Source organism: Ruegeria sp. C11, assembly GCF_056537725.1.
This window is the reverse complement of record NZ_JBQFSB010000005.1, coordinates 84,506-111,252: the sequence shown is the minus strand read 5'-3', so window position 1 is coordinate 111,252 and position 26,747 is coordinate 84,506. Positions and strand designations below refer to the sequence as shown.

Sequence of the window (26,747 nt, the reverse complement as noted above, 5' to 3'; positions counted from 1 at the left end):
ATGCATGTACTGATTACCGGGGCCAATCGCGGGATCGGCAAGGCTCTGGCGGAACACCTGCGCGCCCGTGGGGATGATGTCACCGGCACCGCACGGGATGATGCGGCAGACATTGTGCTGGATGTCACAGATCCGGCCCAGCAAGCAGCAATGGCGGCAAAGCTGGAAGGCAAGCCGCTGGATTTGCTGGTGTGCAATGCCGGTGTCTATCTGGACAAGGGGCAGGGGATCGACGGTTATCCGGCGGAAATGTGGGCGCAGACCTTTGCAGCGAATGTGACGGGTGTGTTTCTGACCGTTCAGGCCCTGTTGCCCAACCTGCGCATGGCCGGCGGCAAAATCGTGATCATTTCTTCCCAGATGGCGTCTCATACCCGTGCGCCGGGCGGCAGTTATATCTATCGCGCTTCAAAGGCGGCGGCACTCAATCTGGGGCGCAACCTTGCAACGGATTTGCGGGGCGACGGGATTGCCGTCGGGATCTATCACCCCGGTTGGGTGCAGACAGATATGGGCGGAGCAGCCGCCGACATCCACGTCAGCGAGGCCGTGTCAGGCCTTGCCGAACGGTTCGATGGGCTTTCGCTTGAAAGCACGGGCTGTTTTGAAACCTGGGACGGACAGGCACACGCCTACTGACTGGTCAGTGCGGCCTTTGGAATCTCGTAAACCTCGCCGGGATCGATGAAGATCACCAGAATGTCGCCACGCGATTCCGAGGTGATGGGTGATGTTGAACTGGTCGAGACCGCCTCGGCACCTTCGAAATAGATGCGTCGTACTTCGCCGGTGCCAAGCTGCACGGCAAGCGTTGCGGTGCCGTCATCCTTGCGGCGCAGCTCGGCGGGGCAGTTTTCCAGCGGCTGGCCCGCCAGCGCGGTGCAGGGAACCGTGCCCAGTGAATTCTGTCCGTCCGTACCAGAAAGGGTGGCAACCTGTGCGGTGGCCGGGGAAGACAGTAAAGCAAGGGCAAGAATGAAGCGGTACATGTGTAACCTTTTGGTAAACAGTATTTCCGTTACGCTCGCACCCCTGCCGGGCAATGTAAAGCGGCCCTGCGCCGCAGGCAGAACCTGTTTGGCCACTTGCCCTTGAGGCCCCCCTCGCATATGAGGCACGGGATCGGAATTCCAAGGCGCGGAGACACTGGCCCCATGCCCGTACTCGTGATGAAATTTGGCGGCACCTCTGTTGCCAATCCTGACCGCATCCGCCGTGCGGCGAAACGCGTTGGCGTAGAAGTGGCCAAGGGTTATGACGTGATCGTCATTGTCTCGGCCATGTCGGGCAAGACCAACGAACTGGTGGGTTGGGTCGATGAAATTTCGCCGCTTTATGATGCGCGCGAATATGATGCCGTTGTATCGTCGGGTGAAAACGTGACTGCCGGTCTGATGTCGCTGACACTGCAGGAAATGGATATCCCGGCCCGAAGCTGGCAGGGCTGGCAAGTGCCGCTGATCACCAACGGCGCGCATTCGGCTGCCCGGATCGAAGAGATTCCGACCGACAACATCAACCAGAAATTCGCCGAAGGCATGAAGGTTGCCGTGGTCGCGGGCTTTCAGGGGATCAGCCCCGAGGGGCGCATTACCACGCTGGGCCGGGGCGGTTCGGATACCACTGCGGTGGCCTTTGCGGCGGCCTTTGATGCGGAGCGGTGTGATATTTATACGGACGTGGACGGTGTCTATACCACCGACCCGCGCATCTGTGAAAAGGCCCGCAAGCTCGATAAGATTTCGTTCGAGGAAATGCTCGAACTGGCCTCGCTGGGGGCCAAGGTACTTCAGACCCGCTCGGTCGAGCTGGCGATGCGGTACAAGGTGAAATTGCGCGTCCTCTCAAGCTTTGAGGAACAATCCGACGAGGCCGGTACGCTGGTCGTCGACGAGGAGGAAATCATGGAATCCAACGTAGTCTCCGGTGTGGCCTATTCCCGCGATGAGGCCAAGATGACCGTTGTGTCGGTCGCCGACCGCCCCGGTATCGCCTCGACGATCTTTACCGCGCTCAGCGACGAGGGCGTGAATGTGGACATGATCGTTCAGAACATCTCGGACGAGGGGCGCACGGACATGACCTTTTCCTGCCCCACCGATCAGGTTGCGCGCGCGGAAAAAGCGCTGTTGGGAATCAAGGAGCGTGGCGAGCTGAACTATGCTGATCTGGTTGCCGACAACGATGTCTGCAAGGTGTCCGTGGTCGGGATCGGAATGCGCTCTCAATCCGGTGTGGCGGCCAAAATGTTCAAGGTGCTCTCGGATGAGGGGATCAACATCAAGGTCATTACAACCTCCGAGATTAAAATTTCCGTTCTCGTAGATCGGAAATACATGGAACTTGCCGTTCAAGCACTGCATGATGCCTTTGAACTGGACAAGGCGGCCTGAGCATTTCTGCCAGGGACTTGCCTGACACCTGAATGTGATTGGGCCATGGCAGACGGCACAGAATCAGAATCCCGCAAGCTGCTGGGGCGGCTGCGCGAAGAAATGGCGAGCGAGGCCGCCGGTCAGGAACGTCTTGACCGGATCACGCATCTGATTGCGGACAGCATTCTGTGCGAGGTCTGTTCGATCTATCTGTTCCGCGACGAAGAAACGCTGGAGCTTTGCGCGACCGAAGGTCTGGCACCCGAGGCGGTACACCAGACCCGTATGCGCATGGGCGAAGGGCTGGTGGGACGCGTTGCCAAATACGGCAAGGTGGTCAACACCGCGGATGCCCCTTCGGCCAAAGGGTTCCGCTATATGCCGGAGACGGGAGAAGAGAGGTTCTCTTCCTTTCTTGGTGTCCCGGTGCAGCGTCTGGGCGAAAAGCTGGGCGTTCTGGTCGTGCAGTCCCGCGAGGCGCGGGAATTCTCCTCGGACGAGGTTTATGCCCTGGAAGTGGTAGCGATGGTTCTGGCCGAGATGGCCGAACTTGGCGCCTTTATCGGCGAAGGCGCAGCCTTGTCCCCATTGCACCAGCAATCCGTTGTGCTCAAGGGCGGCCCGGCGCAGGAAGGTTCTGCCGAGGGCCACGTCTGGCTGCACGAGCCGCGTGTCGTTGTCACCAATCCGATCGCGGACGACCCGCAACGCGAACTTCAGCGCCTGACGGAAGCGGTCGAGGAACTGCGCGTCGGCGTCGACAAGATGCTCGAAATATCGCAGGGCGGCGACAAGGAACAATTGCAGGTTCTCGAAGCCTACAGAATGTTTGCCAATTCCAAGGGTTGGATGCGGCGCATGGAAGAGGATATCGCGCGCGGCCTCAGTGCCGAAGCTGCGGTTGAGAAAGAGCAGTCACAGGCCCGCGCAAGGATGAGTCAGGTCACCGACCCCTATCTGCGCGAACGCTTGGCCGATCTGGATGATCTCAGCAATCGTCTGCTGCGCATTCTGACGGGTCAGGGCAACAATACCGGGCTGGAACTGCCGCCCGACCCGATTCTGATCGCCCGCAACATCGGCCCGGGCGATCTGCTGGAATATGGGCGATCCCTCAAGGGCATCGTGCTTGAGGAGGGTTCGGTTGGCAGCCATGCCACCATTGTCGCCCGTGCATTGGCGATCCCTCTTGTCGTTCATACCGGCCGGATCACGACCGAGGCACTGAACGGCGACCACATCCTTGTGGACGGGGACCAGGGCGTCGTGCACCTGCGTCCAGAAGATACGGTTGTCGGTGCATTTCGTGACAAGATCGCGATGCAGGCCAAGGCGCAGGAACGCTATGCGTCGATCCGCGAACGCCCTGCCGTCACGAGGGATGGTGAACGGGTCAACCTTGTGATGAACGCGGGCCTGATGGCCGATCTGCCATCGCTGGAAAACTCGGGTGCCGAAGGCGTTGGGCTTTTCCGGACCGAGTTGCAGTTTCTGATCCGGAACCAGATGCCCAAACGCTCCGAGCTGGTGGCGTTGTATCAGCGGGTTCTGGACGCGGCCCATGGCAAAAGGGTTGTCTTCCGCACGCTGGATATCGGGTCGGACAAGGTTCTGCCCTATATGAAACATGTGGCCGAGCCGAACCCGGCCTTGGGCTGGCGCGCGATCCGCGTCGGGTTGGACAAGCGCGGCGTCATGCGCATGCAGCTTCAGGCGCTGATCCGCGCGGCCAACGGCCGCCCGCTGACCATCATGTTCCCCTTCGTGGCGCAGGCCGAGGAATACCGCGCCGCCCGCGCCGAAGTGGACAAAACGATCGAACGGGAAAAACGCCTCGGGCACGTCCTTCCGGAAACGCTCGACGTGGGCGCCATGCTTGAAACGCCGTCTCTTGTCTTTGCGCCACAGAAGTTCTTTGACGATGTCGGCTTCATCTCAATCGGCGGCAATGACCTGAAACAATTCTTCTTTGCGGCGGACCGTGAAAACGAACTTGTGCGCCGCCGGTATGACACGCTGAATGTCAGCTTCCTGAGCCTTATCGAGCGGATCGTCGAACGCTGCGGCATTTCCGACACGCCCCTCAGTTTCTGTGGCGAGGATGCGGGCCGCCCGATCGAGGCGCTGTGCCTTGCGGCCATGGGCATACGGACACTTTCGATGCGCCCGGCCTCCATTGGCCCTGTCAAAAGCCTGCTGTTGCGGTCCAACCTGCAAGAGGTGCGCAAGATCATCACTGATGCCCGCCATCGGGGTGAACAAACCGTGCGCCCTGCAGTCATGGAATGGCTGCGAAATCAGGACTGAGGTGAAATTTCCCGGTGATGGCCTTAATCTGACTTCCGGACTTGCATTTTGTCGGGGTTTTTCTTATCCAGCTCTCGAATGTTAGCGATAACATTGTCGTTAACACCTATAGATGCATTTCGTACCCGACCAACAGTTTGTGCTAGACAGGGCGGGGCAAATTCAAAGGAGCCTGGCGATGGTTTCACGCGTAATACCTGTGCATCCGTTCGACCTTGTGTTGTTCGGCGCCACGGGTGATCTGGCGCATCGCAAGATCCTGCCGGGTCTCTATCACCGTTTCGAGGTCGGCCAGATGCCGGATGAGGCCCGCATCATCGCTTCGGCCCGATCCGAAATGTCCGATGATGAATTCCGAACGCTCGCCCGAAACGCAATTCAGGAATTCGCGCCGGAATCAAAACCTCAGGTACTGGACCGTTTTTTGAAACAGGTCGAATATGTTTCGGTGGATGCATTGGGCAGCGACGGCTGGCCCGAATTGGCTAAATCTCTGCGGCCTGACACTATTCGGGCGTTTTACCTGTCTGTCGGGCCAAATCTGTTCTCCGGCATTGCGCAACGGTTGCACGATCACGGCCTTGCGACGCCGGATAGCCGGATTGTCGTGGAAAAGCCCTTTGGCCACGATCTGGCTTCGGCAAAAGCCCTGAACGGCGAGTTGCGGGAATTTTTCGAAGAGCATCAGATTTATCGGATCGATCACTATCTGGGCAAGGAAACCGTGCAGAACCTCATGGCGCTGCGCTTTGCCAACTCTCTGTTCGAGCCGCTATGGAACGCTACTCATGTCGACCATGTTCAGATCACGGTTGCGGAAACCGTCGGTGTCGAAGGGCGCGAGACCTATTATGATCAGTCCGGTGCAACGCGGGACATGATCCAGAACCACCTTGTCCAGCTTCTGTGCCTGACAGCCATGGAACCACCCTCGAAGTTCGCGCCCAATTCGGTGCGTGACGAAAAGGTGAAGGTGATCGAGGCGCTGGAACCGGTCGCGCCTTCTGACATTGCGCGCGGTCAATACCGGTCCGAAGACGGTGGCGGCGGCTATCTGGATCACGTGGGCACCCCCGACAGCCGCACCGAAAGTTTCATCGCGCTAAAGGTGCATGTGGGCAACTGGCGCTGGGCCGGCGTGCCGTTCTATCTACGCACCGGCAAACGTCTGCGCGCCCGCGAGTCTGAGATTGCCGTGTTCTTCCGTGACCCGCCGCACACGATCTTTCCCAATGTCGGCCCGTTGCGCGGCAACGTTCTGGTGATCCGATTGCAACCGGACGAGGGGATAACCCTGCGCACCACCATCAAGGACCCTGGGCCGGGTGGTTTCCGTCTTGCGGACGTGTCGCTGGACATGAGTTTTGCCGAGGCGCTGGGCGCAGACGTTCGGGCGCAGGACGCCTATGAACGGTTGGTGATGGATGTCATTCGCGGCGATCAGACCCTGTTCATGCGCGGGGACGAGGTCGAGGCCGCCTGGGCCTGGGTCGATCCCATCATAAGCGAGTGGGAAGAAAGCCGCGACAAGCCCGCCCCCTATGATCAGGGCAGTTCGGGCCCCGAAGAGGCCCTGATGCTAATGCACCGCGACGGGCGCCGCTGGCGCCAGATCGGAGGTTGAGATGGTTCACAACGTCATCACCCAAGTCACAAACCGGATCACGGAACGCAGCGCGTCATTGCGCAAGACCCATCTGGATCGGATGGAACAGGCCCGCTCATCAGGACCGGCCCGCGGTCATCTGTCGTGCAGCGGTCAAGCCCACGCCTATGCCGGCGCAGGAGAGGATCAGCAGTCGCTGGCCACCGGACATGCGGGCAATCTGGGCATCGTCACCAGCTACAACGATATGCTTTCGGCGCATCAACCTTTTGAACGCTACCCCGAACTGATCCGCCAGACCGCGCGGGCGGCAGGGGGCACGGCTCAGGTCGCGGGCGGTGTTCCCGCGATGTGCGACGGGGTCACGCAAGGTGCAGCGGGGATGGAACTGTCGCTGTTTTCCCGCGATGTGATCGCTCTGGCCGCTGGGGTGGCGCTCAGCCACAACACCTATGACGCTGCCGTATTCCTTGGTGTCTGCGACAAGATCGTCCCGGGTCTGGTCATCGCAGCGCAAAGCTTTGGGCATCTTCCGGCCGTCTTCCTGCCCGCTGGGCCGATGACCAGTGGCTTGCCCAATGATGAAAAGGCAAAAATACGCCAGCAATTCGCAGCCGGTGAGATCGGACGAGCGGAGTTGATGGCCGCCGAGATGGCCGCCTATCACGGCCCCGGCACCTGTACATTCTACGGCACCGCCAACACCAACCAGATGCTGATGGAGTTCATGGGTCTGCACCTGCCGGGCTCCAGCTTTGTCAACCCGAACACGCCTCTGCGCGATGCGTTGACCGAGGAAGGCGCCCGCCGTGCCCTGTCGCTCAGCGCGCTGGGCAACAACTACACGCCGGTTTATCAGATCCTCGATGAACGCGCCTTTGTGAACGGTATCGTTGGTCTGATGGCAACGGGTGGATCGACCAACCTGCTGATCCATCTGATCGCCATGGCCCGCGCCGGTGGCATCGTGCTGGATTGGCAGGACTTTTCCGATATTTCTGCCGCGGTACCTTTGGTCGCGCGGGTTTATCCCAACGGTCTGGCAGACGTGAACCACTTTCACGCCGCAGGCGGGCTTGGCTATTGCATCGGCACGTTGCTCGACGAGGGGTTGCTGCACCCCGATACACTCACCGTCGCTGGGCAGGGCCTGCACCACTACACGCAGGAACCCAAACTGATTGATGGTCAGTTGATCTGGCAGGATGGCGCGGGTGAAAGCCTGAACGAGAAAATTCTCCGCCCGGCATCGGACCCCTTCCAACCCACCGGCGGGCTGTCGCGCCTGACTGGGTCTCTGGGTACCGCAGTGATCAAGGTCTCGGCGGTTGCGCCCGAGCATCACGTGGTCGAGGCACCCGTGCGCGTTTTCCACGATCAGGATCAGGTCAAGGCCGCCTTCAAGGCAGGTGAATTCACCAGTGATGTGATCGTCGTCGTCCGCTTTCAGGGGCCAAAAGCCAACGGTATGCCCGAGTTGCACTCGCTAACCCCAATCCTGTCGATCCTTCAAGGGCGTGGGCAAAAGGTGGCGCTGGTTACCGATGGTCGCATGTCGGGCGCGTCCGGCAAGGTTCCCGCTGCCATCCACGTCTGCCCCGAGGCGCTCGAGGGCGGCCCGATTGCCTATCTGAGCGATGGCGATCTGGTGCGCGTCGATGCGGTGAACGGTGAGCTGGAGATCCTGACCGAAGGTGTCCTCGACCGTACGCCCGCCTCGGCTGACCTGACCGCGAACCAGTTCGGCGTCGGACGCGAACTTTTCGCCACTTTCCGCAATTCCGTTGGGTCGGCAGATACCGGCGCCAGCGTGTTTGGAGCCTGATTCATGCCCTCAAAATCGCACCGTACCCGCGAAATTTGTGCTCTTGCGCCGATTGTTCCGGTTCTTGTCATCGACGATGCGGCTCAGGCCGCACCGCTGGCCGAGGCTCTGGTCGCAGGTGGGTTGCCCGCGCTTGAGGTCACGCTACGCACACCAGCGGCCCTTGATGCCATCCGCGCCTTGGCGCAGGTGCCGGGTGGAGTAGTAGGGGCGGGGACATTGCTGACCCCCGAAGATGTCCGGGCCGCAAAAGAGGCGGGCGCACAATTCGGTGTCTCGCCGGGGGCAACCGACACCCTGATTGCTGCCTGCGAGGCCGAAGGTCTTCCGCTGTTGCCGGGGGCCGCCACGGCGACCGAGGCGATGGCCTTGCTGGAAAAGGGCTACGACATGCTCAAGTTCTTTCCGGCCGAGGCATCAGGTGGCGCTCCGGCACTAAAGGCCATCGGCGCGCCCCTGCCGCAGATCGGGTTCTGTCCAACCGGCGGTGTCTCGCCCGAAAATGCACCGGATTATTTGTCCATGCCGAACGTTATCTGCGCCGGCGGCAGCTGGGTCGCGCCGAAACAGATGGTGTCCAGTGGCGACTGGGCCGGGATTGAGACGCTGGCGCGTGAGGCGGCCAGCCTCATGCATTGACGCGGCCTGCGCGGGCGCTAATGTAAGCCCGAATTCACGCAGGTTGCCCTCATGAAAAACAAAATCTCTCTCGCGCAGGGGCGCGACTATCTTGCGATCCCCGGCCCTTCGGTCATGCCCGATGCGGTGTTGCAGGCGATGCATCGCCCGGCCCCCAATATCTATGCGGGTGAACTGGTCGACATGATGCCTGCGCTGACAGCCGACCTGCGCCGCGTGGCCCAAACAAAGCACGACGTGGCGATCTATATCTCCAACGGCCACGGCGCTTGGGAGGCTGCCCTTTCCAACGTGATCGCGCCGGGTGAAACCGTATTGGCTCCGGCTTCGGGCCGCTTCACGCATGGCTGGGCAGAAATGGCCCAAGGGATCGGGGCAGAGGTTGAACTGATCGATTTCGGCAAATCCGCGCCATGGGATTTTGACCGGATTGCCGAAGTGCTGCGTGCGGACAATGCCCACCGGATCAAGGCGGTTCTGGCCGTGCATGTGGATACCTCCACCTCGGTCCGCAACGATATTCCGGCCTTGCGGGCGCTGCTTGATGATCTGGGCCACCCGGCGCTGCTGATGGCCGATTGCATCGCCTCACTTGGCTGCGACCGGTTCGAGATGGACGCATGGGGCGTCGACGTGATGGTCTCGGCCAGCCAGAAGGGGCTGATGACGCCGCCGGCGTTGGGCTTTGTCTTTTTCAACGAAAAGGCGCAGGCGAAACGGGCGGCAATGCCCCGTGTGTCGGCCTATTGGGACTGGCAGCCGCGGGCCGAACCCGGCTGGTTCTATCAGTATTTCGGCGGCACTGCGCCCACCCATCACCTCTATGGTCTCAGGGCGGCACTGGACATGATGCACGCCGAAGGGATGGAGCAGATCTGGGCTCGCCATGAACGCCTTGCTCAGGCCGTCTGGGCCGCCTGCGAAACCTGGTCCGAAGGCGGCGCGCTTAGCCTGAATGTCGCCGACCGTGCCCACCGCAGTCACGCAGTTACGGCATTGCGTCTTGCAAAGGGACAGGGCACGCCGCTGCGGGAATATACCGAAAACAATCTGGGCTTGACGCTCGGCATCGGACTGGGAATGGATGACGAGGATTCTTATTTCCGGCTGGGCCATATGGGGCACGTGAATGGCCATATGGTCATGGGAATGCTGGGTGGTGTTGAAACCGCCATGGCCGCGCTGAACATTCCGCGGGGATCGGGCGCACTGGACGCGGCGGCGGCGGTGCTTGCAGGCTAACCGCGCTCTGCCGCCAACGCCTTGGGCAAGGCGGCGGCAAAGGCGTCCAGATCCCTCTCTTCCCCACAACTGACTCGGATGCAGCGGTTTTGCGGTGCCGCAAAGGGCATCCGGACGAATACACCCTGCGCCACCAGCGAGTCCAACACCGCCTTGGCAAACGCGCCATCCCGCCCACAGTCGATGGCCACGAAATTAGTGGCCGAGGGCAAGGGCTTCAGCCCGTTATCGCGGGCGATCTGCCGGATGCGCTCTCGTGCCTCGGCGATCTGGTCCTGAACTTGGTGCAGCCAAGCGTCGTCCCGCAACGCGGCCAGCGCCCCGGCCTGAGCGGCACGGTTCATGCCGAAATGGTTGCGCACCTTGTTGAACGCCGAAATCAACCCGGGCGCGCCTATTGCATAGCCAACCCGGGCACCCGCCATGCCGTAAACCTTGGAAAAGGTCCGCATCCGGATTACACGCGGATCATCCGCGCCCACCGGTGCTGCAGTCCCTTCCGGCGCGCATTCCACATAAGCCTCGTCCAGTACCAGCAAGGTTCCTTCCGGCAGGTTCTCCATGGCCCGGACGATATCCGCACCCTTGTGCCAGCTGCCCATCGGATTGTCGGGGTTGGCGAGGTAGACAAGCTTGGCGTCCACCTCGGCCGCCTTTGCGAATAACGCGGCGGGATCTTCGTGATCGCCGGTGTACGGAACCTTGTGCAAAGCGCCACCAAACCCGGCGACGTGGTAATTGAATGTCGGATAAGCCCCGGCGGACGTTACCACTGCATCACCGGGACCGATCATCAACCGCACCAGATAGCCCAGCAACCCGTCGATCCCTTCGCCCACCACGATGTTCTTTGCCTCAACCCCATGATGGTTGGCCAGAGCATGGCGTAAATCATGATTTTCGGGATCGCCATACATCCAGATGTCGCTGGCCGCTCCTGCCATGGCCTCGATGGCACGGGGTGAGGGGCCGAACACGCTTTCATTTGCTCCCAGCCGCGCTGCAAAGGGTGCGCCGCGATCGCGCTCCTGCGTTTCGGGTCCGACAAACGGCACGGTTGCGGGTAGGGACTGGGCAAGCGGGGTATATCGCGGATCACTCATGTGTGCAGATAAACGCAAGGAACGGGTTCCGGCAAGCCGCACTGTCCATCTGCCCCGACGTTGCGGTGGAAACCACTGCAACTTGCGGGCATGGTTGACCAAACATCAGCAGGAGAACCCGCATGTCACGCGTTTCTGTCGAATACAAGGACCACATCGCCCATGTCACGCTGACGCGGGGTGACAAGATGAATGCGCTGGATGATGCGATGATCCAGGCGATCCTGTCCGCCGGGCAGGAGGTAGCGGCCTCGGACGCCCGTGCCGTCGTGCTGTCGGGCGAAGGCAAAAGTTTCTGCGCCGGGCTGGATATGGCCAGCTTTGCCAAAATGGCCACTGTCGATCCCGAAGAATGGCTGATGGGGCGTACACATGGGGACACCAACGACTTTCAGGAACTGGCGATGGTCTGGCGCCGCGTCCCGGTCCCCGTGATCTGCGCGGTGCAGGGCGTGGCCTATGGCGGCGGCCTGCAGATCGCGTTGGGTGCGGATATTCGCATCGCGCATCCCGACAGCAAATGGTCGGTGATGGAGATGAAATGGGGCATCATCCCGGACATGGGCGGCATGGTGCTGCTGCCGCAACTGATCCGCTCGGACGTCCTGCGCCTGCTGACCTACACCGCCCGGCCCATCGGCGCGCAGCAGGCATCCGATTGGGGGCTGGTGACAAAGCTGTCCGACGACCCCCTGACCGAGGCGATTGCCCTTGCAGAAGAGATCGCGGGCAAAAGCCCCTCGGGCATCCGGGCGGCAAAACGCCTGATTGATGTGGCCGAGGCCGGATCGCGTCAGGAAGTCCTGCTGGAAGAATCCGCCGAACAGGTCAAGCTGATCGGCAAGCCGGACCAGATGGAGGTCATCGCCGCACAGATGCAGGGCCGCAAGCCCGAGTTCAAGTAAACTCGCCCGCTTAAGGCGTGTTCTGGTTGATTTCGCACGGTTTTACCGGATTCCCGCAGTTGACAAGCTGTAATCTGCTCAGTGAAGCTGCGGTTATTACCGTAGTTAGTGGAATCTGTGTGAAATAATGAACAAAACGAATAGTTTGGCGGCGCTTGCCGCAGGTGTTTTCCTTTCAGTAGCAACTCCGGGTATAGCTGGCGATGCCGAAGCAAATGCACTGCTGGTTGAGGCTGTGCAGCTGGTTCAGGCGGCGGAACAACACGAGGACCCGATAGAAAAACTCGCCTCGCTGAACGACGCGATCAGCAAGTTGGACGAAATCGTTTCGGCCCACCCGTCTTCGGGTCTGGCGGTATCGCTTGTGACCGGGCAATCCATCGGAAACGTCAATCCGACCCTTTTGAAACAGGAACGCGACAAGCTTGACGCCGAAGTTCAGGTTTTGCTGTCGGAACAGCAGGCCATTGCCGATGCCAAAGCGGCGGAAACGCAATGGATCAAAGAGGTTATGGAGTGCGTCGAGGATATTGAATGCGCCCGCGACCTGTTTGTTCAGGAGTCGGAAAAATTTGGACGCCCGCCCGAAATTATAGCGCTTTCCCACGTCTATTTCGAAGTTCTCCATAACGGATATTCAAGGGCGTTCGAGCGTCAGGTGAATGACGTGCTGGCGGCGGCGGGCGAGGCCGAGGCCAGCGTCAGGCAACAACTGGAATTCATGGTTGCGCATGGCATTTACCACGAAAAGCCTAAGACAGTGTTCAAAAAAATGAGCGAGCTTGTTCAACAACCCAACAGTATTGTCCCAGCAATACGGGCCCTTGCCGTCGGAATGCCGCAGCTTTCCGAGGACTATCTGGAAGTACTCGCTGATGAGGGGCTGATCGAAGATTTGGAAACGGCCAGGAATTCTGTGTATGAACAACTTTATTATTTTGGCGGTCCATCATTCGATGATCTGCAAAAGCTCAAATCCGATTTCGGAAACTCGGTTGAACTGGACGAATACTCCAAGTTGGATTTGCTTGATGGTCTCAGCATAACCGGAGATCCGGCTTTCCTGAGTGTATACGAAAGTACAAAGGCAGAGCTTGGCGAAAAAGCGACCATGGCAATGGTGACCTACCAATTCGTAGCCGGTGATCCCTCAGAAGCGGCCCGTTATTTTCAGGACCTCGGGCCGCAGCTCGCCGTGGAGGAATTGGGTGGGTACGCCGAGCTCGCAATCCCCCGTAATAGCCGCGATTTGCAATCTGTAATGAGAACCATCACCAAAAGCTCTCTTCTGGCTAAAAAATCCTTCTTTCAGAATGACTACGGCTCTGATCCGGCAGAGGCCATCGAACGCACGATTGATGAGGACACGGCTGGTGTTCTGTTAATGGTTTCAGGGCTCCTGCAGTGATCGCTTTTAAGCTGACCAGCCTGAATTTTGCGCAACACACTTAACGCATAAAGGCCCGCCTTGCATCGCGGGCCATACTGAACCGCATCTCAAGATCAGCCAGCCGCGCCATCGCGGCCTTGCGCTCCTCGGGGTCGTTGAGGGTCGCATAGTGCTTTCTGGCCGCATCCAGTTCTTTTTTGATCTGGAATTCCTCGGGCAGAACTCCGGCCTGCGCCATGATCCTATGACCGGCCGCCAATGCGGGATCGGTCTGGGCCTCTGTCGAGCGGTCGGGCAGGGGCTTGCCTTCGCCTTCAAGGCCCTCCAACTGACCCTCGGCCTGCGCTTTTTGGATTTGACGTTCTATCAGTATTCCGAGCGATCTAAGCATGATGCGATTATACCCCGCGCAATGCCTCAGCGATAGGTTTCAGCGTACCTTGTGTGAAACCAGATAAGCGATGCCCCCTGCAAGCAAGCCCCAGACGGCGGCCCCCAATCCAAAAACCGTGATGCCCGAAGCGGTTATGGCAAAGGTCAGAATGGCCGCTTCGCGCTCGGCGGGCACCTCAAGCGCCGCGAAGGTCGCGTTGGCCATCACACCGATCAGCGCAACGCCGGTCAGTGTGCCCATCAGCATCGGGTCGGCATGAGCGGCAAAGCCGGTGATCGCTACGGCGAAAACCCCGAAGACGCAGTAGAACACACCCGCCATGATGGCCGACCAATACCGTTGTTTCGGGTCGGGGTGGCTGTCTTCGTTCGAACACATGGCCGCGGTGATTGCAGCGAGGCAGGTCGCAGGTGCGCCGAAAGGCGCAGACAAAATGCTCGCGCCACCCACGGCAGAAAACAGCGGGCTGGGTTGGGGCGTAAATCCAAAGCTGCGCATTACCGCGACGCCGGGGATGTTCTGGGTTGCCATGGTGACCACGTACAACGGGATGCCGATGCTGATAGCCGATGCAAGCGAGAATGTAGGGCTGGTCCAGACCGGGACAGCAAGGATGTGCGCCGGTGCAACCGATTGCCCATGCGCGTTCAGCACCACCACGATGGCGGCGGCGACAACGGCGGCGGGTACTGCGAACAAACGGTTGATCCGACCGGCAATGAACCATGTCAGAATGACCGGCAGCGCCTGCCATGGCAGATCGACCGCCGCCTTGAACGGAACGATGCAAAGCGGCAGCAGCACGCCCCCCAGCATGGCCTGCGCCAGCGACGTCGGAATGGCCGCCGCCAGACGGCCAAGCGGTCTCCACAGCCCGGACAGCACCGTCAGCGCACCTGCGCACAGAAACGCTCCGACTGCGCCGGAAAATCCCTCTGCCGGAGTGGCCGATACCGCCAGCAAGGCCGCGCCCGGCGTGGACCACGCGATGCTGACAGGGATCCGGTACCAAAGGCTCAGCACGATAGCGGCAAGGCCCATCGTTACCGCTGCGGTCATCAGGCCCGAGGCAGCCTGTTGCGGCGACGCCCCCATGGCATCCAGCCCGTGCAAAACGATGGGAAAAGAACTGAAAAATCCGACCACAGCCACCACCAGACCGGTGGATACGGTTTGCATTGGGGGGTAGGGACGCGCCATCTCAGCCTCAGGTTTACCTAGTGAACTTGCTAACAACCGGCGGCTTCCGTGAACAGTGGGAAAATCCTTGCCGCGAAACGAAAACCCCGCCGGAGCAAACGCGGCGGGGTTCGGAATTTGAGTATTTGATAAAAGATGAAGATCAGGCGATTTCAGACAGGCGGGCAAGCGCCTCGTTCAGCTTTGCTTCTTCTTCTTCGCGGGCCGCGAGGTTGGCCTTGGCTTCCTCGACAACCTCCTCCGGGGCCGAGGCCACGAATTTCGGGTTGTTCAGCCGTCCGCGCAGACCGCCCAGTTCCTTGGCCAGCTTGCCCTTGGCTTTCTCAAGCCGTTCCTTTTCCGCGCCGATATCGATGATATCCGCCAGCGGCAGGCCAAAAGAAGCGCCCGGGGCCGCGATCGAGATGGTGCCTTTGGGCAGCTCATCCGCCTTGGTCAGGCTGTCGATGCGCGCCAGACGTTTGATCAGCGCCTCGTTGCGGTCCCAGGCGGCCTGTCCGTGGGCGTCGATGTCTGTCACTAGCATCGGCACATATAGACCCGCCGGAACCCGCATCTGGGCGCGGGCCGAGCGGGTGTTCTCGATCACCGAGATCACCCAGTTCATCTCACGGTCCGCGTCGGCGTCAACCAGTTCAGAGCCGTAAGTGGGCCAGTCGGCGTGGACGATCATCTTGGAACGGGTGCCGGTCAGGCCCCACAGCTCTTCGGTGACGAAAGGCATGATCGGGTGCAGCAGGACCATGCACTGATCCAGAACCCAGCGCATGGTGGCGCGGGTTTCAGCCTGCGCTTCGGCGTCATCGCCCTGCAGCAGCGGCTTGGAGAGTTCCACGTACCAATCGCAAACCTTGCCCCAGACAAAGGCATAAAGTCCGTTCGCGGCGTCGTTGAAGCGATAGCTTTCCAGCGCCGCGTCGACCTCTTCCCGCACGCGGGCGGTTTCGCCGATGATCCAGCGGTTTACGGCCGCCTTTGGCTTCAGGTCGGCTACATCCATCTGCGGGACGGCGTCGGTAAAGACCTCGTTCATCTCGGCGAAACGGACGGCGTTCCACAGTTTGGTGCCGAAGTTACGGTAACCGGTGATACGTTCCTTGGACAGTTTCAGCACACCGCCAATCGCTGCCATCGAAGCATTGGTAAACCGCAGCGCGTCGGCACCGAATTCGTCCACGATCTCCAGCGGGTCAATGACGTTGCCGGTGGTCTTGGACATCTTCTTGCCCTTTTCGTCACGGACGAGCTGGTGCAGGTAGACGGTGTGGAACGGGATCTGATCGACCACGGCCAGCTGCATCATCATCATCCGGGCGACCCAGAAGAACAGGATGTCGAAGCCGGTGATCAGAACGTCCGTGGGGAAGTAGCGTTCCAGCTCCTCGGTCTGCTCGGGCCAGCCGAGCGTGCCGATGGGCCAGAGCCCGGAGGAAAACCATGTGTCGAGGACGTCGGGGTCGCGCCAGACCGGATAAACCAGCTTGGTCGGGTCCTGATCAAGCGCGTATTGCGCAAGGCTTTCCGCAAGCTGGTGGATGGCCTCGTGCTTGTCCGCCACCTCAATCACGGTGGAGTGGCTGAGCGGGCTGGGGATGTTGGCGTTGTCGTCCAGGAATTTCTCGATCACGCCGTCGAAATTGGCAGCCGCATGCAGCACATGGCCGCGATGAAGCATCCCGCCATCGTTCAGCAGTCGGCCAAGCTGGACCAGATCCAGTTCGCCGTCGTTCGCTCCCCGGAAATCTTCTGCCGACAGATCCAGCCCGTACCAGACCGGAATCTGATGCCCCCACCACAACTGGCGCGAAATACACCAGGGCTCGATGTTTTCCAGCCAGTGATAATAGGTCTTTTCGCCTGACTCGGGGATGATCTTGACCGTGCCATCCTTGACCGCATCCAGCGCCGGGCCGACGACCTTTTCGGCGTCAACAAACCACTGATCGGTCAGCATCGGCTCGATCACAACCTTCGAGCGGTCGCCAAAGGGCTGCATGATCGGCTTGGATTCGACCAGCGGAACCGCGTTGTCCGCGTCTTCGTGATCAGGCTTCAGCGCCGTTGCGCCCAGACGCGCATCATCGGCGCGGGTCATGACAGCCAGCCCTTCGCTTGTAATCTCTTCGACGACCTTCGCCCGCGCCTCGAACCGGTCGAGGCCACGCAGGTGATCGGGCACCAGATTGATCGCGTCGATCTCACCTTCGGTAAAGGATTGGCCGCGCGCGTATTGCCCGGCCTTGTAGGCCTCGTTCGAATACGGCGCACCATCGGCCCGCATGTGGCCGCGCGTGTCCATCAAGCGATAGCAGGGGATGTTTCCGCGCTTTGCAACGCCATAGTCGTTGAAGTCGTGCGCCCCGGTGATCTTCACCGCACCCGAGCCAAAGTCGGGATCGGGGTAATCATCGGTAATGATCGGAATCTGACGGCGATGCTCTTTCGGACCAACCGGGATTTCACAGAGTTTCCCAACGATTGGCGCATAACGCTCATCCGACGGATGAACCGCAACCGCACCGTCGCCCAACATGGTTTCCGGGCGGGTCGTGGCGATCGAGATGTAATCGCGCTCTTCCTCAAGCACGATATTTCCGTCCTCGTCCTTCTCGACATAGGTATAGGTCGCGCCGCCCGCCAGCGGGTACTTGAAATGCCACATGTGGCCCGCGACTTCGATATTCTCGACCTCAAGATCCGAGATCGCGGTTTCGAAATGCGGGTCCCAGTTGACCAGTCGCTTGCCGCGATAGATCAGGCCTTTGTTGTACATCTCCACAAAGACCTTGATGACCGCGTCATGAAAACTCGCAGAATTTTCGTGCCCCGTGCGCGGATCGCCCGCCGCTCCGGCCATGGTGAACGCATTGCGCGACCAGTCGCAGGAAGAGCCCAGCCGCTTTAGCTGTTCAATGATCGTGCCGCCGTATTCGCCCTTCCATTCCCAGACTTTCTCAAGGAATTTCTCGCGGCCAAGCTCGCGCCGACCGGGCTGCTGGGTTGCTGCCAGCATCTTTTCAACCTGCATCTGCGTGGCGATGCCTGCGTGGTCCTGACCAGGCTGCCACAGCGTGTCGAACCCACGCATCCGGTGCCAGCGGATCAGAATGTCCTGCAGCGTGTTGTTGAACGCGTGGCCCACATGCAGCGCGCCCGTTACGTTGGGCGGCGGGATCATGATGGTAAAGCTTTCGTCGCGCGATTTGTTCGCGCCTGCCTTAAAGGCTCCGGCCTCTTCCCAGGCCTTGTAGATGCGGGCCTCGGCCTCGGCCGCGTTGAATGTCTTTTCCATCGCCATGGGGTGCGTCCTGCGTCATCGAATTCGGGTCGGTGCCTGCAATAGCGAATGGATGCGGGAAGGGGAAGGGCGCGTAAGCGTTATTCGGCCTGCGCCGCTTGCGCAAAACGCGCCCGAAAATACTCTTCGACCCGCTGATAGGCGGGCTCGTGGAAGTGCAGGGTCAGGAGCGAGTGTTGCTTGCCCGGATATTCCTCGGTTTCCAGATGATCGCCAAAGGCGTTTTCCAGCGCGCGCATCAGCTTTTCGGGCGCCATCGAGTCGTCCTTGTATCGCATGGCCAGACCGGGCCCTTTTTGCGCCATGCCTGCACAGGCGTCCGCGATGTCCTCGGCGCTCATGTGCAACTGATCTCCGCCAAAAAGGGGTAAGGCCGGTTGACTGGCAACGCCGCCCACTACCGCGTCTTCGGCCATCAGGGGCAGGGCAAAACTGCCGGTCAGGCACATTCCGATTGCACCGACGCCATCGCTGCCTTCGCGTTCTCGGATGTGACGGGCCAAGGACCGCATCCAATCCGAAATCGGGCTTTGCTTGCCTTTGAGGAACATGTTGAATTCACGGCGCACGCAGAACAGACGGAACAGGTTTCCGGCCATTGTGATTTTGCCGAATTTTCCGAACAAATGCGGCAGATATACACGGAACCCCGAGTCGTTCAGCCGTTGAGCCAATGCCAGTGTTTCCGGCCCGATCCCCGGTAATTCCTGCAGGATCATGATCGGCGGGCCCTCACCACCGACATAAACGTCATGCGTCGTCTCGGTACCGGAGGACAGTTTCGCGGTGAACGGAAAAACGGTTTCATGGGTCCAGGTCATGCCGGGACGATAGACGAAGCCCGGCGGAAAGGTAAACGCGTTTTTCTCGGTCATTCTCTGGACTTCCCTCGCGCACGGGCTAGGCTCGCCCCAAACCGCAGAGCGAGGGCAAGGCATGGAAAAGTTCGGCAAAAGCCAACCCGTCAAACGGGTCGAGGATCAGCGGTTTCTGACTGGGCAGGGCCAGTACATGGACGACACCATTCCGCAGGGCACATTACACGCGGTATTTTTTCGCAGCCCGGTTGCCCATGCGGAAATCACCTTGCTTGATCTGGACGCGGCGCGTGCTGCTGACGGCGTTCGTCTGGTCATGACAATAGACGATCTGGCGAATGCTGGGGTCGACACGGTGATGAACGCCTCCGTGGTTCCGAACCGCGACGGATCACAAGGGGCTGCACCTGAACGGCACATGCTGGCCAAAACCCGTGTCCGCTTTGTAGGCGAGCCGGTTGCGGTGGTGGTCGCCGACACGCTGGCGCAGGCGCGTGATGCGGCCGAGCTGATCTGGATGGACACCGATGACCTGCCCGCCAAAACCGATATCGGGCCCGGTGGAGAGGTGCTTCACCCCGAGGCACCCGACAACCGCGCCTTTGACTGGGGCTTGGGGGATGAACAGGCGACCGAGACGGCGTTTCAGGCTGCTGCGCACACGGTCTCGCTTGACGTGCACGACAACCGGGTGATCGTGAATTCGATCGAACCGCGCGGCTGTCAGGCCGACTGGTCCGATGGGCGCCTGCATTTTGCCTATGGCGGACAGGGCGTCTGGGGCATGAAGGCTCAGCTGGCACAGAAACTGAAACTCGATGCCGATGCGATCCGGGTCACGACCCCCGATGTGGGCGGCGGTTTCGGCATGAAGGCGATGCCATACCCTGAATACTTCTCGGTTGCCGTTGCCGCCATGAAACTGGGCCAGCCCGTCCACTGGATGTCCGAGCGGACCGAAGCGATGTTGTCGGATCATCACGGGCGCGATCTGACCTCGCTGGCCGAGTTGGCCTTTGATGAGAATTACAAGATCACCGCCTATCGCGTGCACACCCGATGCAATCTGGGCGCGTATAACAGCCACTTCGGTCAGGCGATCCAGACCAACCTGTTCAGCCGCGTTCTGATGGGCGTCTATGATGTGCAGACCACCTATCTGCGGGTCGAAGGGTTCTATACCAACACAACGCAGGTCGATGCCTATCGCGGCGCCGGGCGGCCCGAGGCGATCTATGTCCTTGAACGCGCCATCGACCGTGCGGCGCGGGAACTGGGCATCGATCCGTGGGAATTGCGGCGCAGGAATTTCATTTCTTCCGATGCGTTTCCCTATAAGACGGCGACGGGTGAGACCTATGACGTCGGTGATTTCGACATGGTTCTCGACCGTGCCGCAGACCAGACCCAAGGCTTTGCCGCGCGCAAGGCGGCGGATGCCGAACGCGGCCTGATCCGGGGGCAGGGCTTGTGTTACTACATCGAAAGCATTCTGGGCGATCCTTCCGAAGGCGCAAAGGTCGAGTTTTGCGGGGACGGAACGGTGAGCCTTTATGTCGGGACGCAATCGAACGGGCAGGGTCACGAAACGGTCTATGCCCAGTTTTTGTCGGACCAGACAGGCATTCCCGCAGAGCTTATCAATGTGGTGCAGGGCGACAGTGACCGGCTGGCGCAGGGCGGCGGGACTGGCGGGTCGCGATCTGTCACCACGCAAAGCAATGCCACTCTGGCCACCATCGACACCATTGTCGCCGCATTCACGCCTTATCTTGCGGATAAGATGGGGGTCGAGGAAGACAGGGTGACGTTCGATCACGAAACCTTCCGCGCGCCGGGCTCCAACCTGACGCCGACGCTGATTGAGGCGGCCGAGATGGCGCGGGCCGAAGGCCGCGCCGATCTGCTGCAACACGAGGCGCGGGCGACATTGCCGGATCGCAGTTTCCCGAACGGAGCCCACGTTGCCGAAGTCGTGATCGATTCTTTCACCGGTGTCGTGACCGTTGACCGCTATACAGTGGTCGATGATTTTGGTAACCTGATCAACCCGATGCTTGCCGAGGGGCAGGTGCACGGAGGGGTGGTGCAGGGCATTGGTCAGGCACTGGCCGAGCATGTTGTACATGATGCAGATGGACAACTGCTCACGGCAACGTTCATGGACTACGCCTTGCCGCGCGCGGCGGACGTACCCATGATTAAGTTTACCTCGGCGCCGGTTCCGTCAACGGCCAACCCGATGGGGATGAAAGGCTGTGGCGAGGCAGGTACCGTGGGCGCGCTGGCCGCTGTGGCAAACGCGGTTCAGGATGCGCTCTGGGATTACGGGGTGCGGCAGGCGGATATGCCTTTCACACCCCACAAGGTATGGGAATTGTTGAAGGATGGTACTGTCGCGGCTCACTAAAAAGGTTCTGGGATGGCTCGGGCGGCCACTGCGCTCCGAGCATTCCGCCGAAACACGCCATCGCGAACCCATTAGCCATGTCATCATCCTAGACGGCACCATGTCCACACTCGAGGCCGGGCGCGAAACCCATGCGGGCATGACCTATCGACTGGCCTGCGAAATGGGCAGTCAGGTTTCGGTGTTTTATGAGGCTGGGGTGCAGTGGGAAAGCTGGAAAACCACGCTGGACGTGCTGATGGGGCGCGGCATCAACCGCCAGATTCGCCGCGCCTATGGCTATCTCGCCTCGCGCTACAAACCGGGTGACAGGATTTTCTTCATTGGCTATTCGCGCGGCGCCTATGGCGTGCGCAGCCTTGCGGGTGTGATCGACATGATCGGTTTGCTCAAGGCTGAACATGCGACTGAGCGCAACATCAAACAGGCCTACCGCCATTACGAGTGTAATTCCGGCGGAGAGGCGGCCGCCGTGTTTCGCCGCAAATTCTGCCACGAGGAACTGGCAATCGAAATGGTCGGTGTTTGGGACACCGTCAAGGCGCTGGGCCTGCGTCTGCCGCTGCTGTGGCGCTGGGCCGAGGAACGCCACGCCTTTCACAACCACCAGTTGGGCCCCTCAACCCGGCACGGATACCACGCTCTGGCGCTGGACGAGACGCGCGAGGTGTTCGAACCGGTGCTCTGGGATTGCACGCCCGGTTTCAAAGGCCATGTGGAACAGGTCTGGTTCAGGGGCACCCATGGCGATGTCGGTGGTCAGTTGGGCGGGTTTGAAGAGGCGCGCCCGCTGGGCAACATCCCGTTGATCTGGATGCTGGACAAGGCCGAACGTCACGGCCTGCCTTTGCCCGCCGACTGGCGCTCCCGTTTCCCGACCGACCCAAACGCATCGTCGGTTGGAACATGGCGTGGCTGGGGTAAGATCTTTCTGCTGCGCGGGCATCGAAAGGTCGGGCGTGACCGGTCAGAGCACCTGCATGTCTCGGTGTCACCGGAGGACCTACCAAACTGGCTGCCCGAACCGGACCTGCCATCACATCCGGCTCAGTAGATCAGTGCGGAACACAGACGTCTCTGACAGGTCTCACCAAAATGTCCGGTCTGGCGACGAGATCGAACCGCCATCGCCTTGGTGACCAGTTGTAAATCATTTGCTCGTTCTCGCGGTCAACAATCATCAGGCCATGAAAGTACCATTTGGACGTGGACTTGTAGCCCGTTTCCAATGTGTAGAACGCGAACCCACGAAGTTCCTGCAATGAACTGATCTCTGTGTGGGGGCGATGATGTGCGATACAAAACGGGGACCCGTCAGCGATCCATCGTGCCTGTAGCAGAATATTTGGAACGGTCAGAACAGACCAAAGCGCCGCGGTTGTTGCCACGGACAGCCATACTTTGGCCCACAGTGACGGTTGCGCCTGGTCATCATTGCCTGACCAGATCAGAAAACTTGCCGCAACGGCGATTGTCAGCGTGACGCCGTGCAAGCGTTGCGTATCCGATGGCAGAGTGACTACGCCAGACAGCAGCGTCAGGAAAATACCTGCGCAGATCGAGAGCGTAGCAAGCAATTTTGCAAGAAGCGGGGAAATCCTGTTCATTCCCAAAATGGCAGAACAAGCAATCAGAGCTGGTACAAGCGGAGCGGCCCAAGCGAGAAGAATTGAGACGATCAAAAAAAGAGGGATCGGTTGACCATCTGGCGTCAATAAGATGTTTCTATCAAGCGGGTGAAAATAGGCCGCGAAAATCAGTGCGGCATAGAAACAGAAAAGAAGTTTGAATTTCATAATGCGGTCAGTCGAAATGGGTGCTGAAAGAACTCGTCTCCACCCAATCAAAAGCCGCTTCTATGTCCGACGACAGATTACGAACCAGTGACAGCTCGGGCAGGGCGTCGAGTGTGAAAAATGCCGCCTCGCTGGTTTCGGCCCCGGCCATCGGTGTTTGAGGTCCGATCTCGTCACACAGAAAGAACAGTTTGTAGAAATCCCGCGCATCTGCAGGATATGGGTGCCGCGCTTTGTGCCGCAGCGCAAAAAGCTGCGTTGCTCGGACCCGCAGCCCGGCCTCTTCCCAAACCTCACGTTCGATATTCTCTGCCGGAGAGCTGCCGATATCCGCAAAGCCGCCGGGCATCGACCACCGCCCGTCGCTGCGTTCGCGCACCAGCAGAATGCGGTTGTCGCGGATCACTGCGCCGCGAATGTCCAGACTTGGGGTGGCATATCCCGCCGCGTGGTCCGAAATCAGCCCCTCGATCCGGGATACGGGAACACGGCCCAGATCGGCCAGCATAGCGCGCGCCATGCCGGCGATCTCGTCATAGCGTTCGCGGTCAAAGGGATCGCGGGTGAAATGCTGGCCGGTCTCGGCCAGCGCCAGCAACCGCTTGGCCCGGGCAAGCCAGGTATCCTCCAACGCTGTGGGGTCCTGGCGCACCGGCTGGCCTCAGCGCCGTCTGTCGCGGCGTGCGCTCATCGGCTGGAAGGCGACGCCCACATGGGCTTCGCAATAAGGTTTGCCCGCCTCAACCGGCAGGCCGCAGAACCAGAAATCTTCGGTTGCCGGGTCGCCGACCGGCCACTTGCACGTGCGCTCGGTCAATTCCATCAGAGTCAGTTTCTTGGCCTTCTTCTCGACCTCGTTGACCTTGGCCAGCGCCTCGGGGCTGATCTCGTTGGCGGAGGGCTGCGGTGGCAGCGGCTGGCCCGCCGGGATGATCTGACGCCGTGCCGGGGTGGCCGGTTTCGCCTCGGCCGCAGGGGCGGGGGCGGGACGCGCCGGTTCGGTCTTGGGCGCGGGTTTCGGCTTGGCCTCGGCCTTGGGGGCGGCGGGCGCGGGTTTTTCCTTGGGTTCCGGTTTGGCCGGAGTTGCACCGGTGGCGCGGTTCGACAGGCCCAGACGGTGCACCTTGCCGATCACCGCGTTGCGGGTCACACCGCCCAGTTCCTTGGCGATCTGGCTGGCCGACTGGCCTTCGCCCCACATTTTCTTGAGCAGTTCTACGCGCTCGTCAGTCCAGGACATGGGTAGCCTTTCAAAAAGCGGGAAAGCGGCCCCGGATTCGGGCCGCCTTCGGAATTCGTCTCAGCCCCCTATTCTAAACACTGCGGCCCGAGTTACAAGCTGTCTTCGAATCAGGTTTGGGGGCAGCAATGCAGATTCTGTCGGATAAAGACCCGCGCGGTTTCGGCGCGGTCAACTGGATGGGGCTCTATACGCTCGCTCAGCGCGAGGTGCTGCGGTTTCTGGCTGTCTGGACGCAGACCCTGCTGGCGCCGCTGGTGACTGCCGGTCTGTTCCTGCTGATCTTCAACATTGCCATCGGCCCCGGCAGGCCGGATGTCATGGGCGTGCCGTTTCTGACCTTTCTGGCGCCAGGCCTGATGATGATGACGGTGATCCAGAACGCCTTTGCCAACACTTCGTCCTCGATGGTGATCGCCAAGGTGCAGGGCAATATTGTCGACACGCTGATGCCGCCGCTGTCTCCGCTGGAAATTCTGCTGGGTTATCTTGCGGGCGGCATCGCGCGCGGAGTTTTCATCGCTTTTGCTGTCGGCATCGCTCTGGCGTTGGTGCTTGGCCTGACACCGCACCATCCGCTGGTGGCACTGACATTCGTTGTCCTCGGCGGTGCGTTCATGGGGGCGCTGGGCCTGTTCGCGGGCATCTTTGCCAACAAGTTCGACCAGATGGCAGCAATCACCAATTTCATCGTCACTCCACTGGCTTTCCTGTCGGGCACTTTCTATTCGGTCGACGCCCTACCGACCGTGCTGAACCGGCTCAGCCACGTGAACCCGGTTTTCTATCTGATCGATGGGCTGCGTTACGGCATGATCGGCGTATCCGACAGCTCGCCCATCCTTGGAGTGTTGGTTTGCACTGTCGCAACCCTGCTGGTCTGCGCATTGACATGGCAGATGCTACGCACTGGCTACCGGCTCAAGTCCTAAGCCGCTTCGGCCAGTGATCCGGGCTGCAAAGGCACCCGTGGCCGTCCCAGTCGCGGATGCAGCCGCGATGCAATGGCCCACGCCCCGAACAGCGCCAGCCCGCCAGCTGCAAAGACCCCGGCCACCGGTGTGACGATCAGCACCAGCGACGCGACGCCCGGCGTGATGATCCCCGATACGTCCCGGTAGCTGGAATAGATCGCCGACATCTCGGTCCGCTCGGACGGCTTCACCGCCATCAGGAAGGGCAGGCCCGCGCAGATATCCAACACGATCAGGCAGACCGATCCCAGCACCAGCGCCGCGACCGAGGCCACGGGCCATCCTGCCAGCCCTCCGGCCGCGATGAAACAGATCGCGCATGCGGCAAAACCGGTCCGAACGGCCGAGCGCAGAGACCGCCCCTGCACCCAGCGCAGGATCAGCGGCGCGACGAACAGCATCGCATTCGTTGCCGAAAGAAGGATGCCGCCCAGTTGCTCGCCCAATCCGTTCTCGATCGCGAAAATCGGCAGATAGACCACATAAATCCACCAGCCGCAGGACCGGATCATCGCAAACAAATAGCCCGCCACCAGCCTTGGCTGGGCAAAGAAACGCGGCAGAAAAGCCAGCGGGTTTTTTGCCGGGCCGCGCGCCTTGGTGATCAGCTTGCCATTGCCCATCCGCAAGGCCCAGAACACCACCAGCATGACTACCGACGCAACTGCGCTGATGACAAAGGGGGCCGGGGGCCAGATCTCCATCAGCAGCACGCCTGCCATCGGGCCCGCGGTCCAGCCCAGTGCACTGTAGAACATGCGGCTGGTCTCGCACCGGCCCAATTCGATCTTGCTGATGTAATCCAGCACATAGGCGTTGAAACAGATAAAGGTCACTACTGCCGCGACCGTGTTCAGCGCCAGCGCGCCCACAACGGCCTCGGGGCTGCCCTCCAGCGCAAGCAGGGCGCCGCCCATGAACATGAGGCACCCCCCGGTATAGGCCCAGCGGCGCGGTATGAACCGGATCAAGAACGGCACCATCAGCCCGGCTCCCAGCGAGATCAGGCCGACCAGAAAGTACAAGAACGAAACCGTCGCCGCGTCGCCAAGCGCCCGGTACATCACCAACGGAAAGACCGATATCAGAATGCCACGCACCACCGCCTCGAGCCCGGCAAGAATGCCGAAATCGCGGACGGACGGGGCAGGGGCATGGCGGACCCATTCGGGAATTCGACGCTCGTGCATGGGACAATCTCGCTAATCAACTGCCCTCAAATTGC

Annotated in this window: 22 protein-coding genes; 12 read left to right on the top strand and 10 right to left on the bottom strand. The window is 60.6% G+C overall.

The window, feature by feature from the left end:
• Positions 1–639 carry an SDR family oxidoreductase gene (locus ACR0NA_RS11140; RefSeq protein WP_480728885.1) on the top strand — a complete coding sequence of 213 codons (639 nt, stop codon included), beginning with the start codon at positions 1–3 and terminating at the stop codon, positions 637–639.
• On the opposite strand, the gene ACR0NA_RS11135 is transcribed toward ACR0NA_RS11140, so the two are convergent.
• A complete protein-coding gene (locus tag ACR0NA_RS11135; RefSeq protein WP_480451086.1) occupies positions 633–989 on the bottom strand; it encodes a hypothetical protein in 357 nt (118 codons plus the stop codon). The genes ACR0NA_RS11140 and ACR0NA_RS11135 overlap by 7 nt on opposite strands.
• A 165-nt stretch (positions 990–1,154) precedes the next feature.
• Here ACR0NA_RS11135 and ACR0NA_RS11130 point away from each other — a divergent pair, with 165 nt between their 5' ends.
• The 6 genes from ACR0NA_RS11130 (at position 1,155) to ACR0NA_RS11105 (ending at position 9,994) form a co-directional block, all read left to right on the top strand.
• Positions 1,155–2,393, top strand: a complete 1,239-nt coding sequence (locus tag ACR0NA_RS11130; protein WP_170651450.1) for an aspartate kinase — start codon at positions 1,155–1,157, stop codon at positions 2,391–2,393.
• A 45-nt stretch (positions 2,394–2,438) separates the two neighbouring features.
• Positions 2,439–4,682 carry a phosphoenolpyruvate--protein phosphotransferase gene (ptsP, locus tag ACR0NA_RS11125; protein WP_480728883.1) on the top strand — a complete coding sequence of 748 codons (2,244 nt, stop codon included), beginning with the start codon at positions 2,439–2,441 and terminating at the stop codon, positions 4,680–4,682.
• 178 nt (positions 4,683–4,860) lie between these two features.
• The gene (gene zwf, locus ACR0NA_RS11120; RefSeq protein WP_480728881.1) at positions 4,861–6,306 is read left to right on the top strand and encodes a glucose-6-phosphate dehydrogenase; all 1,446 of its coding nucleotides are present in this window, start codon (positions 4,861–4,863) and stop codon (positions 6,304–6,306) included.
• A 1-nt stretch (position 6,307) separates the two neighbouring features.
• Positions 6,308–8,113 (top strand): phosphogluconate dehydratase, encoded by a 1,806-nt coding sequence (edd, locus tag ACR0NA_RS11115; RefSeq protein ID WP_480728879.1) that lies wholly within the window; start codon positions 6,308–6,310, stop codon positions 8,111–8,113.
• A 3-nt stretch (positions 8,114–8,116) separates the two neighbouring features.
• Positions 8,117–8,752 carry a bifunctional 4-hydroxy-2-oxoglutarate aldolase/2-dehydro-3-deoxy-phosphogluconate aldolase gene (gene eda, locus ACR0NA_RS11110; RefSeq protein WP_480728877.1) on the top strand — a complete coding sequence of 212 codons (636 nt, stop codon included), beginning with the start codon at positions 8,117–8,119 and terminating at the stop codon, positions 8,750–8,752.
• Positions 8,753–8,803: 51 nt separating this feature from the next.
• A complete protein-coding gene (locus ACR0NA_RS11105) occupies positions 8,804–9,994 on the top strand; it encodes a pyridoxal-phosphate-dependent aminotransferase family protein (RefSeq protein ID WP_480728875.1) in 1,191 nt (396 codons plus the stop codon).
• Here ACR0NA_RS11105 and ACR0NA_RS11100 read toward each other — a convergent pair.
• The gene (locus tag ACR0NA_RS11100; RefSeq protein WP_480728873.1) at positions 9,991–11,097 is read right to left on the bottom strand and encodes a pyridoxal phosphate-dependent aminotransferase; all 1,107 of its coding nucleotides are present in this window, start codon (positions 11,095–11,097) and stop codon (positions 9,991–9,993) included. The genes ACR0NA_RS11105 and ACR0NA_RS11100 overlap by 4 nt on opposite strands.
• A gap of 122 nt (positions 11,098–11,219) precedes the next feature.
• On the opposite strand from ACR0NA_RS11100, the gene ACR0NA_RS11095 reads away from it, so the two are divergent.
• Positions 11,220–12,002, top strand: a complete 783-nt coding sequence (locus ACR0NA_RS11095; RefSeq protein ID WP_480728871.1) for a crotonase/enoyl-CoA hydratase family protein — start codon at positions 11,220–11,222, stop codon at positions 12,000–12,002.
• A gap of 127 nt (positions 12,003–12,129) precedes the next feature.
• Positions 12,130–13,410 carry a hypothetical protein gene (locus ACR0NA_RS11090; protein WP_480728869.1) on the top strand — a complete coding sequence of 427 codons (1,281 nt, stop codon included), beginning with the start codon at positions 12,130–12,132 and terminating at the stop codon, positions 13,408–13,410.
• Between the two features lie 40 nt (positions 13,411–13,450).
• Here ACR0NA_RS11090 and ACR0NA_RS11085 read toward each other — a convergent pair whose 3' ends face one another.
• The 4 genes from ACR0NA_RS11085 to ACR0NA_RS11070 all read right to left on the bottom strand — a co-directional run bounded on the left by ACR0NA_RS11085 (position 13,451) and on the right by ACR0NA_RS11070 (position 19,159).
• The gene (locus tag ACR0NA_RS11085) at positions 13,451–13,783 is read right to left on the bottom strand and encodes a DnaJ family domain-containing protein (protein WP_480728867.1); all 333 of its coding nucleotides are present in this window, start codon (positions 13,781–13,783) and stop codon (positions 13,451–13,453) included.
• A gap of 39 nt (positions 13,784–13,822) precedes the next feature.
• A complete protein-coding gene (locus ACR0NA_RS11080) occupies positions 13,823–14,986 on the bottom strand; it encodes a benzoate/H(+) symporter BenE family transporter (protein WP_480728865.1) in 1,164 nt (387 codons plus the stop codon).
• Positions 14,987–15,128: 142 nt separating this feature from the next.
• Positions 15,129–18,284: a valine--tRNA ligase gene (locus ACR0NA_RS11075; protein ID WP_480728863.1), complete on the bottom strand. Its 3,156-nt coding sequence runs from the start codon at positions 18,282–18,284 to the stop codon at positions 15,129–15,131.
• 80 nt (positions 18,285–18,364) lie between these two features.
• A complete protein-coding gene (locus tag ACR0NA_RS11070; RefSeq protein WP_480728861.1) occupies positions 18,365–19,159 on the bottom strand; it encodes a dienelactone hydrolase family protein in 795 nt (264 codons plus the stop codon).
• A 61-nt stretch (positions 19,160–19,220) separates the two neighbouring features.
• On the opposite strand from ACR0NA_RS11070, the gene ACR0NA_RS11065 reads away from it, so the two are divergent.
• Together ACR0NA_RS11065 and ACR0NA_RS11060 are read left to right on the top strand one after the other, a co-directional pair.
• Positions 19,221–21,512, top strand: coding sequence for a xanthine dehydrogenase family protein molybdopterin-binding subunit (locus ACR0NA_RS11065; RefSeq protein WP_480728859.1), 2,292 nt, complete (start codon positions 19,221–19,223; stop codon positions 21,510–21,512).
• Positions 21,490–22,566, top strand: a complete 1,077-nt coding sequence (locus ACR0NA_RS11060; protein WP_480728857.1) for a DUF2235 domain-containing protein — start codon at positions 21,490–21,492, stop codon at positions 22,564–22,566. The genes ACR0NA_RS11065 and ACR0NA_RS11060 overlap by 23 nt, the downstream gene beginning before the upstream one ends.
• A 1-nt stretch (position 22,567) precedes the next feature.
• On the opposite strand, the gene ACR0NA_RS11055 is transcribed toward ACR0NA_RS11060, so the two are convergent.
• The 3 genes from ACR0NA_RS11055 to ACR0NA_RS11045 all read right to left on the bottom strand — a co-directional run bounded on the left by ACR0NA_RS11055 (position 22,568) and on the right by ACR0NA_RS11045 (position 24,548).
• Positions 22,568–23,089 carry a hypothetical protein gene (locus ACR0NA_RS11055; RefSeq protein WP_480728855.1) on the bottom strand — a complete coding sequence of 174 codons (522 nt, stop codon included), beginning with the start codon at positions 23,087–23,089 and terminating at the stop codon, positions 22,568–22,570.
• Between the two features lie 226 nt (positions 23,090–23,315).
• Positions 23,316–23,960 (bottom strand): NUDIX hydrolase, encoded by a 645-nt coding sequence (locus ACR0NA_RS11050; RefSeq protein ID WP_480728853.1) that lies wholly within the window; start codon positions 23,958–23,960, stop codon positions 23,316–23,318.
• A gap of 9 nt (positions 23,961–23,969) precedes the next feature.
• Positions 23,970–24,548: a GcrA family cell cycle regulator gene (locus ACR0NA_RS11045; RefSeq protein WP_170651464.1), complete on the bottom strand. Its 579-nt coding sequence runs from the start codon at positions 24,546–24,548 to the stop codon at positions 23,970–23,972.
• Positions 24,549–24,676: 128 nt separating this feature from the next.
• On the opposite strand from ACR0NA_RS11045, the gene ACR0NA_RS11040 reads away from it, so the two are divergent.
• Positions 24,677–25,480 (top strand): ABC transporter permease, encoded by an 804-nt coding sequence (locus tag ACR0NA_RS11040; protein WP_170651465.1) that lies wholly within the window; start codon positions 24,677–24,679, stop codon positions 25,478–25,480.
• Here ACR0NA_RS11040 and ACR0NA_RS11035 read toward each other — a convergent pair.
• The gene (locus tag ACR0NA_RS11035; RefSeq protein WP_480728851.1) at positions 25,477–26,712 is read right to left on the bottom strand and encodes an MFS transporter; all 1,236 of its coding nucleotides are present in this window, start codon (positions 26,710–26,712) and stop codon (positions 25,477–25,479) included. The two genes, ACR0NA_RS11040 and ACR0NA_RS11035, sit on opposite strands and share 4 nt — an antisense overlap.
• Between the last annotated feature and the right edge of the window lie 35 nt (positions 26,713–26,747).

Bases quoted from the DNA above. Each gene is read 5' to 3' on its own strand.
- ACR0NA_RS11060 (WP_480728857.1), top strand. From the start codon at position 21,490: ATGGTACTGTCGCGGCTCACTAAAAAGGTTCTGGGATGGCTCGGGCGG.
- ACR0NA_RS11130 (WP_170651450.1), top strand. From the start codon at position 1,155: ATGCCCGTACTCGTGATGAAATTTGGCGGCACCTCTGTTGCCAATCCT.
- ACR0NA_RS11090 (WP_480728869.1), top strand. From the start codon at position 12,130: ATGAACAAAACGAATAGTTTGGCGGCGCTTGCCGCAGGTGTTTTCCTT.
- ACR0NA_RS11035 (WP_480728851.1), bottom strand. From the start codon at position 26,712: ATGCACGAGCGTCGAATTCCCGAATGGGTCCGCCATGCCCCTGCCCCG.
- ptsP (WP_480728883.1), top strand. From the start codon at position 2,439: ATGGCAGACGGCACAGAATCAGAATCCCGCAAGCTGCTGGGGCGGCTG.
- ACR0NA_RS11040 (WP_170651465.1), top strand. From the start codon at position 24,677: ATGCAGATTCTGTCGGATAAAGACCCGCGCGGTTTCGGCGCGGTCAAC.
- ACR0NA_RS11065 (WP_480728859.1), top strand. From the start codon at position 19,221: ATGGAAAAGTTCGGCAAAAGCCAACCCGTCAAACGGGTCGAGGATCAG.
- ACR0NA_RS11105 (WP_480728875.1), top strand. From the start codon at position 8,804: ATGAAAAACAAAATCTCTCTCGCGCAGGGGCGCGACTATCTTGCGATC.
- ACR0NA_RS11080 (WP_480728865.1), bottom strand. From the start codon at position 14,986: ATGGCGCGTCCCTACCCCCCAATGCAAACCGTATCCACCGGTCTGGTG.
- eda (WP_480728877.1), top strand. From the start codon at position 8,117: ATGCCCTCAAAATCGCACCGTACCCGCGAAATTTGTGCTCTTGCGCCG.
- ACR0NA_RS11095 (WP_480728871.1), top strand. From the start codon at position 11,220: ATGTCACGCGTTTCTGTCGAATACAAGGACCACATCGCCCATGTCACG.
- edd (WP_480728879.1), top strand. From the start codon at position 6,308: ATGGTTCACAACGTCATCACCCAAGTCACAAACCGGATCACGGAACGC.
- ACR0NA_RS11140 (WP_480728885.1), top strand. From the start codon at position 1: ATGCATGTACTGATTACCGGGGCCAATCGCGGGATCGGCAAGGCTCTG.
- ACR0NA_RS11100 (WP_480728873.1), bottom strand. From the start codon at position 11,097: ATGAGTGATCCGCGATATACCCCGCTTGCCCAGTCCCTACCCGCAACC.
- ACR0NA_RS11045 (WP_170651464.1), bottom strand. From the start codon at position 24,548: ATGTCCTGGACTGACGAGCGCGTAGAACTGCTCAAGAAAATGTGGGGC.
- zwf (WP_480728881.1), top strand. From the start codon at position 4,861: ATGGTTTCACGCGTAATACCTGTGCATCCGTTCGACCTTGTGTTGTTC.
- ACR0NA_RS11070 (WP_480728861.1), bottom strand. From the start codon at position 19,159: ATGACCGAGAAAAACGCGTTTACCTTTCCGCCGGGCTTCGTCTATCGT.
- ACR0NA_RS11085 (WP_480728867.1), bottom strand. From the start codon at position 13,783: ATGCTTAGATCGCTCGGAATACTGATAGAACGTCAAATCCAAAAAGCG.
- ACR0NA_RS11075 (WP_480728863.1), bottom strand. From the start codon at position 18,284: ATGGCGATGGAAAAGACATTCAACGCGGCCGAGGCCGAGGCCCGCATC.
- ACR0NA_RS11135 (WP_480451086.1), bottom strand. From the start codon at position 989: ATGTACCGCTTCATTCTTGCCCTTGCTTTACTGTCTTCCCCGGCCACC.